Origin of the sequence: Pseudomonas fluorescens (assembly GCF_902498195.1) — a bacterium.
GTDB lineage: Bacteria > Pseudomonadota > Gammaproteobacteria > Pseudomonadales > Pseudomonadaceae > Aquipseudomonas > Aquipseudomonas fluorescens_BU.
The window spans coordinates 40,018-52,782 of sequence record NZ_CABVIY010000002.1; the positions used below are offsets into that span (position 1 = coordinate 40,018).

The 12,765-nt window shown below is 60.5% G+C and carries 11 protein-coding genes and 1 pseudogene; 5 read left to right on the forward strand and 7 right to left on the reverse strand.

The genetic code is table 11. The annotated features are described in order from the left end of the window. Positions 1-7: 7 nt before the first annotated feature. Positions 8-1,021: pseudogene (locus F8N66_RS32085) on the reverse strand (methyl-accepting chemotaxis protein); the annotation flags it as partial. Positions 1,022-1,336: 315 nt separating this feature from the next. Here F8N66_RS32085 and F8N66_RS05610 point away from each other — a divergent pair. Both F8N66_RS05610 and F8N66_RS05615 read left to right on the forward strand, forming a co-directional pair. Beyond that, positions 1,337-2,008, forward strand: a complete 672-nt coding sequence (locus F8N66_RS05610; RefSeq protein WP_150769260.1) for a histidine phosphatase family protein — start codon at positions 1,337-1,339, stop codon at positions 2,006-2,008. Between the two features lie 26 nt (positions 2,009-2,034). Then, positions 2,035-2,868: a phosphatase PAP2 family protein gene (locus F8N66_RS05615; protein ID WP_150769261.1), complete on the forward strand. Its 834-nt coding sequence runs from the start codon at positions 2,035-2,037 to the stop codon at positions 2,866-2,868. Between the two features lie 131 nt (positions 2,869-2,999). On the opposite strand, the gene rimJ is transcribed toward F8N66_RS05615, so the two are convergent. From rimJ to F8N66_RS05640, 5 genes are all read right to left on the reverse strand, one after another. Beyond that, a complete protein-coding gene (gene rimJ, locus F8N66_RS05620; protein ID WP_150769262.1) occupies positions 3,000-3,587 on the reverse strand; it encodes a ribosomal protein S5-alanine N-acetyltransferase in 588 nt (195 codons plus the stop codon). A gap of 217 nt (positions 3,588-3,804) precedes the next feature. Then, on the reverse strand, positions 3,805-6,141 hold the full coding sequence (locus F8N66_RS05625) for a TonB-dependent siderophore receptor (RefSeq protein WP_150770140.1): 2,337 nt from the start codon (positions 6,139-6,141) through the stop codon (positions 3,805-3,807). 174 nt (positions 6,142-6,315) lie between these two features. Continuing rightward, entirely contained in the window at positions 6,316-7,290 is a 975-nt protein-coding gene (locus F8N66_RS05630; RefSeq protein ID WP_150769263.1) for a FecR domain-containing protein, read from the reverse strand. Continuing rightward, on the reverse strand, positions 7,287-7,808 hold the full coding sequence (locus F8N66_RS05635; RefSeq protein ID WP_150769264.1) for a sigma-70 family RNA polymerase sigma factor: 522 nt from the start codon (positions 7,806-7,808) through the stop codon (positions 7,287-7,289). The genes F8N66_RS05630 and F8N66_RS05635 overlap by 4 nt, the downstream gene beginning before the upstream one ends. Before the next feature lie 228 nt (positions 7,809-8,036). Next, positions 8,037-9,443 (reverse strand): DUF2252 domain-containing protein, encoded by a 1,407-nt coding sequence (locus F8N66_RS05640; protein ID WP_150769265.1) that lies wholly within the window; start codon positions 9,441-9,443, stop codon positions 8,037-8,039. Positions 9,444-9,629: 186 nt separating this feature from the next. On the opposite strand from F8N66_RS05640, the gene F8N66_RS05645 reads away from it, so the two are divergent. Continuing rightward, positions 9,630-9,881 carry a helix-turn-helix transcriptional regulator gene (locus tag F8N66_RS05645; protein WP_150769266.1) on the forward strand — a complete coding sequence of 84 codons (252 nt, stop codon included), beginning with the start codon at positions 9,630-9,632 and terminating at the stop codon, positions 9,879-9,881. Next, entirely contained in the window at positions 9,878-11,077 is a 1,200-nt protein-coding gene (locus F8N66_RS05650) for a type II toxin-antitoxin system HipA family toxin (RefSeq protein WP_150769267.1), read from the forward strand. Before F8N66_RS05645 ends, F8N66_RS05650 begins: the two co-directional genes overlap by 4 nt. A gap of 21 nt (positions 11,078-11,098) precedes the next feature. On the opposite strand, the gene F8N66_RS05655 is transcribed toward F8N66_RS05650, so the two are convergent. Beyond that, positions 11,099-11,560 carry an isochorismatase family protein gene (locus F8N66_RS05655; protein ID WP_150769268.1) on the reverse strand — a complete coding sequence of 154 codons (462 nt, stop codon included), beginning with the start codon at positions 11,558-11,560 and terminating at the stop codon, positions 11,099-11,101. Positions 11,561-11,830: 270 nt separating this feature from the next. Here F8N66_RS05655 and F8N66_RS05660 point away from each other — a divergent pair, with 270 nt between their 5' ends. Further along, a complete protein-coding gene (locus F8N66_RS05660) occupies positions 11,831-12,763 on the forward strand; it encodes an NAD-dependent epimerase/dehydratase family protein (protein ID WP_150769269.1) in 933 nt (310 codons plus the stop codon). The last annotated feature ends 2 nt before the right edge of the window (positions 12,764-12,765 follow it).

Consider the following 12,765-nt stretch of genomic DNA (forward strand, 5'->3'; position numbering starts at 1 on the left):
CGCGGCGGGTCACCCGGACGTCATGGGACAGGTCGCCGCTGGCGATGCGATCGACCACCGCCAGTGTCTCGCGCAGCGGGCCGGTGATCTGCCGGGTGATCAGGACGGCGGCGATCAGGCCCACGAGCAATGCCAGTACAGTGCTGAACAGTTGCAGGGTGCGGGCCTGGGCGCTTTCGGCATCGCGGCGGTCCAGCTGGATCTGGTACAGCTGCTCGCTCAGCGAAACGATGGCGGCGCCTTCGTCAGTCATTTCCTTGCGTGCCACCACGATCTCGTTGCTCGCGGTCTTGTAAGCCTGCAAGGCACTGCGGTAGTTGCCCAGCGCGGTTTCCAGTTGACGCAGGGCCTGTGGCTGAATGTCGGCCAACTGCGCGTTGAGGGATTTCACGCTGGCGATGGCGGCATCCAGTTGCGCGACGGCTTTCTGCTCGGTGTCGGCGTTGGTGGTGGCGATGTAGCCACGGACTTCGTAGCGGGCCAGCAGGAAGGCTTCCTTGGCGGCGCTGATGGCCTGGAACTGTTCGAAACGTTGATCGCTCGGCGGCAGTTGTTGCACGCGGGTGTTGATGTCATTGATCAGCGTGCTGGCGGTTTCCGCGTTGGCGGTCATCTGCTCGCGAGCACTGTTGCCGGCGCGGTAGGCACCACGCATTTTGCTCAGGGATACCTTGTAGGCGTCGATGACGGCGCCTTGTTCCTTGAGCAGCTTGAGGTTTTCCGGGCTCTTGAACTTCACCAGCAGCGCTTGCTGTTGCGCCGAAAACGCTTCGAGGGTGGTCTGCACATTCTGCGCGGTGGTTTCATCACCGTCGGCGAGCATGTATTGCAGGCGCACCACGCGCAGTTTGGTCAGGCCGGCGTTGAGCTGGGTGATGTCGCTCATCCAGTTGCTGCGGTCGATCAAACTGCCGAGGCTGGTCCAGCCGGTCAGGGCGAGGACGCAGGTCAGGGCCAGGACCAGGCCAAAGCCCAGGCCCAGTTTCAGGTTCACGCTGATGTTGCCGAACCAGCTATTCATCAAATTCCTCCAGGAACGTAGTGCTTCTCGATCGTCGGTTGGCTGGAAGATTGTTGTTTTTAGGTGCCAGCAAGGTATTCAGAAGGGGTTTATCGGCAGCAAACACGAGAGCTGAAAGGATTTTATGGCCAGGATCAAAAGATCGCAGCCTGCGGCAGCTCCTACAGTGGAGGGTGCACAACCTTGCAGGCGCTGCCGCAGGCTGCGATCTTTGCTTTCAGCTTTTTTTCACAAGCGTTTCACCCCCTGCCCACGTCTGCCTCTCTACCCTCGGCGCATCGAATGAAAGGGTGTATGCCGGCGAGGCGGCTTGATGTGGAATTGAGACTGAGTCTGTTTGGAATCACCCGCTCGATTGATCTGGGTCCCTTGGCCCGCTTTCGCAATGCGGCGGTGGTGCTGGCCTCGGCGCTTTTGGTGGTTCCCCTGACGCTGTTTTTACTGCGCCCGGCCGCCGTGCCGGACCTGGCCCATGGCAACGTCGCCGGTGCACGGGCGTTACAGGCGGGCTGGGCCAAAGGCGACATGATCGTGTTGGTGCGCCACGTCGAACGTTGCGATCACTCCCGCGCCCCTTGCCTGAGCGGCAACGACGGGATTACCGACCGTTCGCGCAGTGTCGCGGTGGCCGTCGGCGCGCAGTTCGAGCAACTGGGCCTGGACAGGGCCGACTTCTACAACAGCCCGATGATGCGCACGGCGCAGACCTCCAGCTACATGTTCAACAAGGTCAATGCCGGGGACGAGTGGTTGATCAACTGCAAGGGCACCATGCTGCGCGATGCGATGGCGCACAAGGTCGCCGGTCGCAACCTGATCCTGGTGACCCACAGCGAATGCATGTCGCAACTGGAGAAGGACCTCGACTTGCCGTCCTCGACCCTGGGTTACGGCGCTTCACTGTTTATCACCGCCGATCCTCTCAAGGCTCCCCGCATGCTGGGCTACATCGAAGCCTCGGACTGGCGCTCGGTGACCCCCGAATGAATTCACTCTCCGCACCGGAACACCCCATGCAGACGCCTTCCCGCTCCCGTTTTTACTGGATGAACTTCGGTATCCCGCTGGCCTGTGCGGTCGTGGTGTTCCTGATGTTCGACCTGACCAGAATCGACATCGCCTTCAACGATCTCTTTTTTGACCCGGTGACACAGACCTTTCCGCTGGACCATGTGCATCTGTTCGAAAAAATCACCCACAAATGGGCGCGGATCATCCCGAACTGGACCGGGGAATTGGCGATCATTGGCGCTTTGTTGTCGTTAATCTGGCCGCTGTTGAAGGCCGGGAAACATCCGAAGGTCAACGCGTTCCTGGAAAAAATCAAAGTCGCGCCGGTGCTGCGGTTTGCCAGCAAGCATCGGCGGGATTTTCTCTACGTGGTGTTCGCGTTTGCCATCAGTACCGGCCTGATCCACTACCTCAAGGGCCACACCAGCGTGTATTGCCCGATCGAAACGACACAGTACGGCGGCAAGATCGAGCACAAGGAGTGGTACGAAAACTTCGATTTGCTCAAGGTGGCCGGTGACGGTCGCTGCTGGCCGGGCGGGCATGCCTCGGGGGGCTTTACGATGCTGGCGCTGTACTTCGTGGCGCGTCGTTATCGCTGGCAGTACTCCAGGGCGCTGATGTATGGCTCGCTGGGGCTGGGTTTTGTCTACGGTACGACCCGCGTGTTGCAGGGCTGGCACTACATGTCCCACACGTTCTGGGCCGGGATCGTCGTGTGGCTGGCGTGTTTGCTGACGGCGCTGGCGTTTTATGGGCGGGCGCGGCTTGAGCTGCCAGTGCTGCAGAAGGTTGAAGAGCCTGTGTTGGCAGCTGAGACCTTGCCCAGGTTCTAAATTGTCGTTGCCTGGGACATAGCTTTCGCGAGCAAGCCCGCTCCCACATTTGATCGGTGTCGTACAGGCGAACGCGGTCAAATGTGGGAGCGGGCTTGCTCGCGAAGAACGATAACGCGGTCGTGGACGTGTTAACCCAGACTCCGCGACCACTGCCGCTCCGGATCCTCCCAAACCTTGCTGACCAATGCCGTCAGCACATGGTCCTGCCAGCACCCGGCAATGTTCAGATAATCCCTGGCATAGCCTTCACGCTCGAAACCCAGGCGTTCCAGCAACCGCGCGCTGCGTTCGTTGCCGGGGATGTAGTTGGCCATGATCCGGTGCAGGTTCAGGCTTTCGAACATGTAGCCGATGCCCGCCTCAAGCGCTTCGCGCATCAGGCCCTGGCCCTGGTGGGACTCGCCCATGTGATAGCCGAGATAACACGCCTGGAACGCCCCGCGAACGATGCCGCTGAAATTGCACGCGCCGATCATCTGCCCGCTGTCGCGATCCAGCACCGCGAAGTGCACCGCATAGCCTTCATCGAACGCCATGGCCTGTTGCGCCAGGCGCGAGCGGATTTTTTCCGGGCTGTAGTAATCGTCCGCGCGAACCGGCGTCCACGGCGCCAGGTGCGCGTGGTTGCGTTGGTAGAAATCGCTTTCCAGCGCGGCTTGAGCGGGGCTCAGGATCGCCAGCGTCAGGCGCTGGCAGGGCAGGGTGAAGATCGTCATCGGGCGCTCCGGGCGCGTTGCCCATGAAGGAGGGAATGACGAGCAATCTACAGGCAAAAAAAAGCCCGCGGGAGGGCGGGCAAACCGTAGTTTCTTGAATGAGCGAAGCCAATGTACAGGTTGCGCGTTTAAGGCGGGGTGAAGAAAAGTTCATCAACGGATCGACGCGCGGTGCATTCCTTGCGGGGTGCACGCGCGCATCGAGTGCCGGCCAGCGTCAGAAGTTGTACTTGAAGCTGGTCATCACATTGCGTGGGGCGCCATACACGCCATACAACCCGGACTGGCTGTAATACTCGCGATCGAACAGGTTGTTCAGGTTGACCGACGCACTGAGGTGCTGGCTGATGTCATAGCGCGCCAGCAGGTTGGTAACGGCGTAGCTGCCCTGGCTGAAAGTGTGCAGGTCCGCCCCGACTTTGCTCTGCCAGTTCACGCCGCCGCCCACGGTGATTTTGTCCAGTGGCCCTTGCAGGCGGTAGGTGGTGAAGGTCTTGACGCTGTTGCGCGGCAGGTTGGTGCTGATGCGTTGGTCGTCGGCATCGGTGGTGACCGAGTAGGCATACCCGGCCGACGCCTGCCAGCCTTCGGCCAGTTCGCCGTTCAGCTCCAGTTCGATGCCTTTGGAGGTGGTGTCCTGTTCGGCGCTGTACACGTTGTCGTGTTGCCAGATCGCCAGGTTGTCCTGCTCCAGTTTGAACAGCGCCAGGCTGGAGTTGAGCTTGCCGTCCAGGTGCGTGCCCTTCAGGCCGATCTCGTAGCCTTTGCCTTCCATCGGGTCGAGCGGTTTGTTGTCTTCGTCGGTGACCCACGAGGCTTGCGGGTTGAAGATCTTGGTGTAGCTGGCGTACACCGACCAGGTGTCGTTGAGGTCGTAGACCACGCCGGCGTACGGGATGTACACGCCGGTTTCTTCGCGATTGACCTCGGTTTCTTCGCCGCCGTAAGGGCGGTCGGAGGTGTCGCGCTTCCAGTTGATGACGCGGCTGCCGAGGATCAGGCTCAGGTCGTCGGTCACGCTGAAGCGCGAGGTCAGGTAGGCCGCGTACTGGTTTTCGTCGATCGACGATTTGCCGCTTTCGGTGAAGTTCGGGTCGACCGATTTGCCGTCCCAGGTGAACAGGTTGTCGATCACACCCGCCGGGGAATTGGCGTAGTCGTAACGCCAGCCACCCCAGGTCGGCACATTCTCCTTGTACTGGGACAGGGTCATGCCGGTGATCAGTTCGTGCTGGCGACCGAACAAATCGAACGGCCCGGTCACGTAGACGTCCAGGTTGTCCTGGCGCGGGGTGCCGGAGAAGCGCACCGGCAATTGCGTCAGGCCGCTGCCATCCGGATTGAGGTCGCCCATGGCGAAGTTGAAGGCCTCGTCGAATTTGTTTTCGGCGTGGGTGAGTTCGATCTTGCCGCTCCAGCCGTTGCCCAACTGCTGCTCGATGGAGGTGAAGAAGCTGGTCTGTTCGTGATCGTTGTACGACCATTCCGGCCCGGCATTCAGCGAGCGCTTGAGGTTACTGCGCTCACCGGTGCTGAGGCGGGTGGGCAGGCCGGAACGCAGGGGCGAATCGACGTCGGTGCGCTGGTAACTGAAGCCCATGGTCAGCAGCGTGTCTTCGGTCAGGTCGAATTCGGTGATGCCGTAGATCAGTTGCGATTGCAGGTTGTAGCGATCGATCCAGGCCTTCTCTGTCTTGTAGTCGGCCACGAACCGGCCGCGCACATTGCCGGTTTCGGTCAGTGGCCCGGAGACGTCGAAACCGGTGCCGTAACGGTCCCAATTACCCGCTTCGCCGGTGACGCTGGCCTGGGCTTCGGCGGTCGGGCGTTTGCGGATCAGGTTGATCGTCGCCGAGGGGTTGCCCATGCCGCTGATCAACCCGGTGGCGCCCCGCACGACTTCGACGCGGTCATACATCGCCATGCTCTGGGCGTAGTTATCCAGGCGGGTGTTGGTCGGAACCCCATCGATTTCATAGTTCTGGATCGCAAAGCCGCGGGACCAGTAAGCATCGGTTTCAGAACCCAGCCCGTCGCGTACCACCGTGATGCCGGGCGTGGCTTCCATGGTGTCGGTCAGGGTGGTCAGGCGCTGGTCGTCCAGGCGCTGGCGGGTCATGACTGTCAGCGATTGCGGGGTTTCCCGGGGGGTGAGGTTCAGGCGCGTCGAGCTGCTGGACGAGTAAGTGGTGTAGAGCCCGGTGCCTTCGGTGGTCGAACCCGGCGCCTTGCCGGAAATCGACACCGCGCCCAACTGCAAGGTATCGCCCGTACTTGCTTGCAACGAATAATTGCCATTGGCACCGCGACTGCTTTCAAGGCCCGTGCCGGCGAGCAGGAGTGCCAGGCCTTGATCCGCGTCGTAGCGCCCCTTGAGCCCGGACGTGGCTCGGCCTTCGGTCAGGGAAGGGGAATAGGACAGCAGGATGTGTGCGGTCTCGCCGAATCGGCTCAGCGCTGGCGCCAGCGGCCCGGCCGGAATGTCGAAGTCCTGCTGCGCCTGCTCGGCGGCGGCCCAGGTGGGCAGCATCAGCAGCGGGGCGGCCGCCGTCATGCAGGCGATGCCCTGAACCACGGCGCCCGCCAGGTTTTGCTTGAGTGATAAGTGCCAGCCCCGGCGTTTGCGTGCGGTGGAATCCACGAGTTGTTCCCCATTGAATTGAATGTCTGGGGTTTAAGTCTCGCGAGAATCGAAAACGGACCACCCAAGCGAAAAATAAATTGAGCGTCAGGCCAGTCGCGGCTTCAGCGTGACCCAGTAACGGGTGAATTGCTGCACATCGAGTTGCAGCGTGTCGGCGACCGCGAAGATGACTCGCTCGGTATCGGCCAGCGGGAACGTGCCGGACACACGAACATCGGCCAACGTCGGATCGCACGCCAGATGCCCGCGACGGTAGCGGCTCAGGTCATCGAGGAAATCCGCCAGGCGCTGGCCCTGGGCGACCAGCATGCCTTGAGTCCACGCCGGTGACGTCAGGGCGACGGCTTGCCGGGCGATCACGCCCCGGTCGTTGAAGCTGAGCTGCTCGCCCGCTTTCAGTGCGACAGGAATATCCGTTTGCAGGGAAGGGCGGAGCACCAGCGTGCCGTGGTACACACTGACTTGAGTGAAGCCTGCGCGCTGCCGGACACTGAACCGCGCCAGGGTGGCCTCAAGGCGACCTTCGGCGGTTTCCAGCGTCAACAGACGGCCGTCGGCGATGCTGTCCCGGGTGATCAACAGTTCGCCCCGCAGCAGCCGGATGCGCCGGGTTTCGCGCTCGAAGAGCACATTGATGGCGCTGTCGGTGTTGAGCTCGACCCGAGTGTTGTCGGCGAGCACGAGGCGCCGTTGTTCGCCGATACGGCTGTGGTAGTCGGCGGTCATGTCTTGCAGGAGTGCGGTGTCTTTCAGGCTCCAGGCCCCGGCACCGGCCGCCAGCAAAATACTCAGTTGCTTGATCGCCGCACGCCGCGACAGCGTTGGCCGCAACGTCGCGTGGGCGAGGGGGCGCTGGCCAGGGCTGCGCAGATCACTCATGCGCTGGGCGAAAGCCTCGGCCCGCTGCCAGGCGCGCTCGTGCATGGGATGCGCCTGACGCCAACTCATCCAGGCGACCAGAGTCGCTTCGCTGACATCGTGTTCCTGAAGCTCCAGGTGCCAATGCATCGCCTGCTCGGCGACGTCACCGGAGATCGAAAGCGTGTCGTTGGCTTTCATGGCGGGTCCAGGCTGTCATCGAGCTGGATGCACATCGCGCCCGCCTTGATGATGTAGCGCTTGACCGTGGTGACGGAAACGTCGAGCCGCCCGGCGATTTCACCGTGGCTCAGCCCGTCCACCTGCGACCACAGAAACGCTTCGCGCACCGGACGCTCCAGACCCTCGAGGGCGGCGTCGAGGGCGATCAGGGTTTCCAGCACAATCGCCTGGGTTTCCAGGCTGGGGGCCACCTGTTCGGGCATCGCCGCGAGTGCCTCAAGGTAGGCGCGCTCGATTTTTTGCCGACGGTAATGATTGGACAGCACGCTCTGGGCCACCGTCGCCAAAAACGTGCGTGGGGCATGCAGCTGCGCAACCTGTTCCTTGGCCAGCAGGCGCATGAAGGTGTCGTGGGCCAGGTCCGCCGCGATGTGCGAACAGTTCAGTCGGCGCCGTAGCCAGTTCTGCAACCAGCTGTGCTGCTGACGGTAAAGCACGGCCACATCGCAGAAACCGGTTTGGGGGGATGGAGGCATGAGGTGAAGGCGCCGGATGAGTAAATATCACAAATGATAATACTTATCATATAGATCGGCAGGGTATGGCGGCAAGAAGCTCGTGGGCCTTTGTTGCGGGAGCGAGCTTGCTCCGGGCGGCGTTCCCACGATGGTCGTGAACGATAGCGCGTAAACCGGAGGTCCGGCGGCGCGCTCGGGTTTTTCGCGAGCAGGCTCGCTCCTGCAGGAGGCCCATTGTTAACAGGTTCAGGGCAAGTGATCCGCCGCAAAGTCGGCTTCCGAACGCGCGTGCAGACGGCCCTTGCGGCAGGCTTGCTGAAAGCGCTCGAAGTCACGCTCGTTCTGTTCGGCATAGTCTTTGGCATATTTGTAGAGCGCATCGGCCAGTGCGTCGCCGGTGCCGATGTAGCCGCTGATCTGCGCGGCGTAACCGGACGCCTTGGCGTGGGCCCGTGCCAGGGCGCGACCACAGACCCTGCCGTAGGCGATGAAGGTTTCGTCGTCGAAGGTTTCAAGCTCCGCCGACACTTTCATGTCGCGTAATTGACGGACATAGAAGTGGCGACCGCTGGGGCCCGTGGTCCAGCCGAGGAACAGGTCGCTGGCCGATTGCATCAGGCGCTGGCCTTCGACCACACGCTGGCCCTCATGCCGGGTCCGGGTCTTGGCCTTGACGTAACCGGCGAGTACCGAGCGCCGCGCTTCCTTGAATTGCAGGAACAACGGGAACTCCTGCTCGTCGGTCAACAGGGCCACCAGGCAGCGGGTGCCGACACTGCCGACCCCCACCACCTTGAACGCCAGGTCCTGAGCCTTGTAGCGTGACAACAGCTCACGGCGGTCGGCTTGCAAGGTGCCCCGGTAGTCGCGCATGAAGGTGTCCAGCAGCGGTCGCCAGTCCGACAGGCGCAACCAGTCATCGTCGGCGTCGAGCATCGTGGTGTTGCTGTGCAGGTGGAAGATCTCCGGCAAATCATCGCGGATAATCAGGCGACCCTGGGTGTCGCGCTCGCTGATTTTGGGCAACAGTTCGGCGTGGGTGCGCCGCTCGGCTTTTTCGATGGCGCGCTCCACGTGCTCCAGTGCACCTTTGCGCGCCTGCTCGCGCAGATCATCGTAAGTGATGGACTCGTACCAGGTGTCCAGCGCGCTCTGCTGGGCACACTCAAGCAGGGTCTGCTGATAGGCGCCCGCCACTTCACGGCAGACCGCTTCTTCAACCGAGCTGCCGTGGCGCAGGTCGCGGGCGGCCACCAGAAAACTCGCGACCAGGCGTTTCACGTCCCACTCCCAAGGTCCGGGGTGCGCTTCGTCGAAGTCGTTGACGCTGAACAACAGATTGCGTTCGGGCGTGGCAAAGCCGCCAAAATTCATCAGGTGACAGTCACCGCAGATCGGCGAAACCAGCCCCATGTCCGGCGTGCCCGCCAGGTCGTGGGCCTGCAGCAACGCATTGCCGCGGTAGAAGGTAAACGGCGACACCAGCATCCGCCCATACCGCAACTCGACCAGCGCCTTGACCCGCCCCTCGCTCGACGCCTTGATCAGCGGAATCGGATCGCGACTGATTTTGCCCAGGGACGCCTGCGCACTGCGCGGGCATTTCTTGCGGGCATTCTTGCCTTGTTTGAAATGGTCTTGGAGGGTGGTCATGGGGGCTCATTTCGGCAGTGGGTTGGGGCGTATGTCGATTGAGTGTAGAAGGGCTTCGCGCCCTGACTTCAAGTGCTTGAGGGCGATGAATCCGATGAATCGGGAGCAGGGTTGATGCAAAGATGAACGTTCGCTTAAATGTTACGTATGCTATACATTCAAAGGCTAATGTTACGGTTACTGGACATGGATTACTCGCTGATCATCTCCCGCCTGGGCCAACAGATTCGTGAAAAGCGAGTCAGCCGGGGCCTGACGCAAGCACAACTTGCCGAACTCGCCGGTTTGCCTCGACAGAAAATCATTGCGGTAGAGAAGGGCACCCTTTCTGTCGCCATGGCGGCTTATGCCCGAGTACTGGGCGCCCTGGATTGTGAGTTCACGGTTGTCCCGGCAGCCATGCCAACCCTTGATGAGCTGGGGGATTTGTTCAAATGAAAATGACTTCTCTCAAAGTCGATACACCTGAAGGCATCAGCGGCCGAATTCTCACCAGCGCTGAAGACTTTATTTTTCGCTATCACGAAGATGCATTGCCCGGTGCGGCCATCAGCCTGACGATGCCGGTACGGCCGGACGATTTTCGTCGGCGGGATTTGCATCCGGTTTTCCAGATGAATCTGCCGGAAGGCTATGTGCTCGAGCACTTACGCAATCGCTTGGCTAAAACCACTAACGTCGACCCCATGCTGTTGTTGGCGCTTTCCGGGAGCAGTTCCCCCATCGGCAGGGTTCGTGTGCGCTCCGAAACAGTCGATGCCTTGTTGGCGGATCAGGATTTTGCAGGTGAAAGGCTCGAAGAGATTCTGACGTGGGACGGCACGGAGGATATTTTTGCCGATCTGCTCGACCGCTACATCCTGCGTGCGGGCATTTCAGGTGTTCAACCCAAGGTGTTGGTGCCGGAACGGCAGGATGCCGGGTTGCCGCGTGTGACATCGAAAACATCGGACTTGATCATCAAGAGCGGCCGTGACGAGTTTCCGGGGCTGGCGGTCAATGAGTTCGTGTGCATGTCGATCGCCAAGGAAGCAGGTTTATCCGTTCCGCCCTTTTATCTGTCTGATAACGCGAAGCTGTTTGTCATGCGCCGCTTCGATCGGGACGACCAACTCAACCCGATCGGCTTCGAGGACATGGCGGCCCTGATGGGGCTTTCTGCCGACCAGAAATACAGCAAAAGCTACGCGGCAATCGCCAAGGCCATTCGTTTGTTCTGCCCTGCGCAGCATCTGCGATCTTCCCTTGATCAATTATTCGACAGTGTTGCCTTGAGCTGTATCGTCGGAAATGGCGACGCACACTTGAAGAACTTTGGCTTGCTCTATTCGCAGCCAACACGACGCGATGCGCGCCTGGCGCCCGCCTATGACCTCGTCAACACCACTGCCTATATTCCGGAAGATGTATTGGCGCTGGATCTGGCGGGTAACAAGTCCATGTTCGCTTCGCGACAAGGGTTGCTGGAATTTGCGCAAACCTGTGAAATCGATCGACCCAGGGAGCGCATTCAGACAATGCTGGCGGCTGTTGAAGCGGTCATTGCCCGTTATCCCCAGCATCGTGAGCAGGTTCCTCATGTCATCAGTGCCATTGAGCAGTCGGCGGCACCCTTCGTGCTGACTTTTGGGTAGCTTGCGAATGACGGGTCGCTGTCAAATCTCGCTCACCTTCACCACCCGCCCAAAATGATGCGCCCAAAGCCTCACCCCCAAGCCCCCCGACCGATCCAGTGACGACCCCACCGTCAGGTCCGTGATCAGCGTCGGCTGCAACCCGGCATCAAACAGCGCAAACCCCGCCGCCAGGCAGCAGGTTTCGGTTTGCAGGCCGCACACCAGCACGCGATCCACGTTCAGGTTTTTCAGGTATTCGATCGTTTCCGGCGACGGCGCGTAGCCGTATTTGATAAAAATCTGGTCAGCTTCAATTAGGCTGCTATCGTTTGAGGCAGGGTGCCATCCAAGTTGTTTCTGGAAAGGCGTTTTGGATTCGTCATGCCGTTCGACGGTGGCGACGCTGGGCAGGGTGCCGATGAGCGCGCGGATGCCGTCGATGAGCCATTGGGGAGGACTGAAGCTGGGTTGGACATCGATGATGAGCAGGGCTTGATGCATGAATAGGGCTCCGGTTGGATCCGATTAATGTCGTCAAAAAAATGACTCATTTTCGTTATTACAAGCCATTGGGCGGTGGAGGAGACAACCTATTGACAGTGTCAGTCGGATCTCCCATTATCGGCCCGGTTTTAATGGCCTTGCGCCATAAAACTGTCGGATGTGACCGTGTAGTTTTACATGCTTTGTATTCGTATATGGTTAAACGATCACACACCGTTAGCGGACTTCGAACACTGGTATCCGCTTGAATCTTCAGGAAGAAATTTCATGTTTGTTGAGCGAGTACTGGTTACCGGCGGGGCGGGTTTCATTGGGTCGCATCTGGTAGAAGCGTTGTTGGCCAAGGGATATAAAGTCCGGGTGCTGGATAACTTGTCCACAGGCAAAGTCAGTAATTTGCCGATGGACAATGCCAACCTGAACCTGGTCATCGGCGATGTCGCGGACAGCGCCGTCGTGGCCCAGGCCATGCGCGATTGCAATGCTGTCGTGCATTTGGCGGCCGTGGCTTCGGTCCAGGCGTCGGTGGATGATCCGGTGGCGACCCATCAAAGCAATTTCGTCGGCACCCTCAACGTCTGTGAAAGCATGTTGAAGGCCGGGATCAAGCGCGTGGTGTTCGCGTCCAGCGCGGCGATCTACGGCAACAATGGCGAAGGCACGGCCATCGACGAAGACACCCCCAAGTCGCCGCTCACGCCCTATGCCAGCGACAAACTGGCCAGCGAGTACTACCTGGATTTCTATCGCCGTGAACATGGCCTGGAGCCGGTGATCCTGCGTTTCTTCAACATCTTCGGGCCACGCCAGGACCCGTCTTCGCCGTACTCCGGTGTGATCAGCATCTTCACCGAGCGGGCGCTGAACAAGCAGCCGGTGTCGATTTTCGGCGACGGCGAGCAAACCCGCGACTTCGTCTATGTCCAGGACCTGGTGAGCATTCTGCTCCAGGCCGTGGAGGCGAACGAGCCGCGTCCAGGCGCTGTGAACATCGGCCTCAGCCGTTCCACCAGTCTCAACGATTTGATCGCTGAGCTGGGAAGCGTCACCGGCAACCCTTTGACGGTGAACCACCAGGCGCCACGCCAAGGCGATATTCGCCATTCGCGCGCCAACAATGCTCGCCTGCTCGAGCGCTTCAATCTCCCGGAACCGACGTCCATCGGCCAGGGTCTGGCAAAACTCATCCGCAGTCTGTAGGC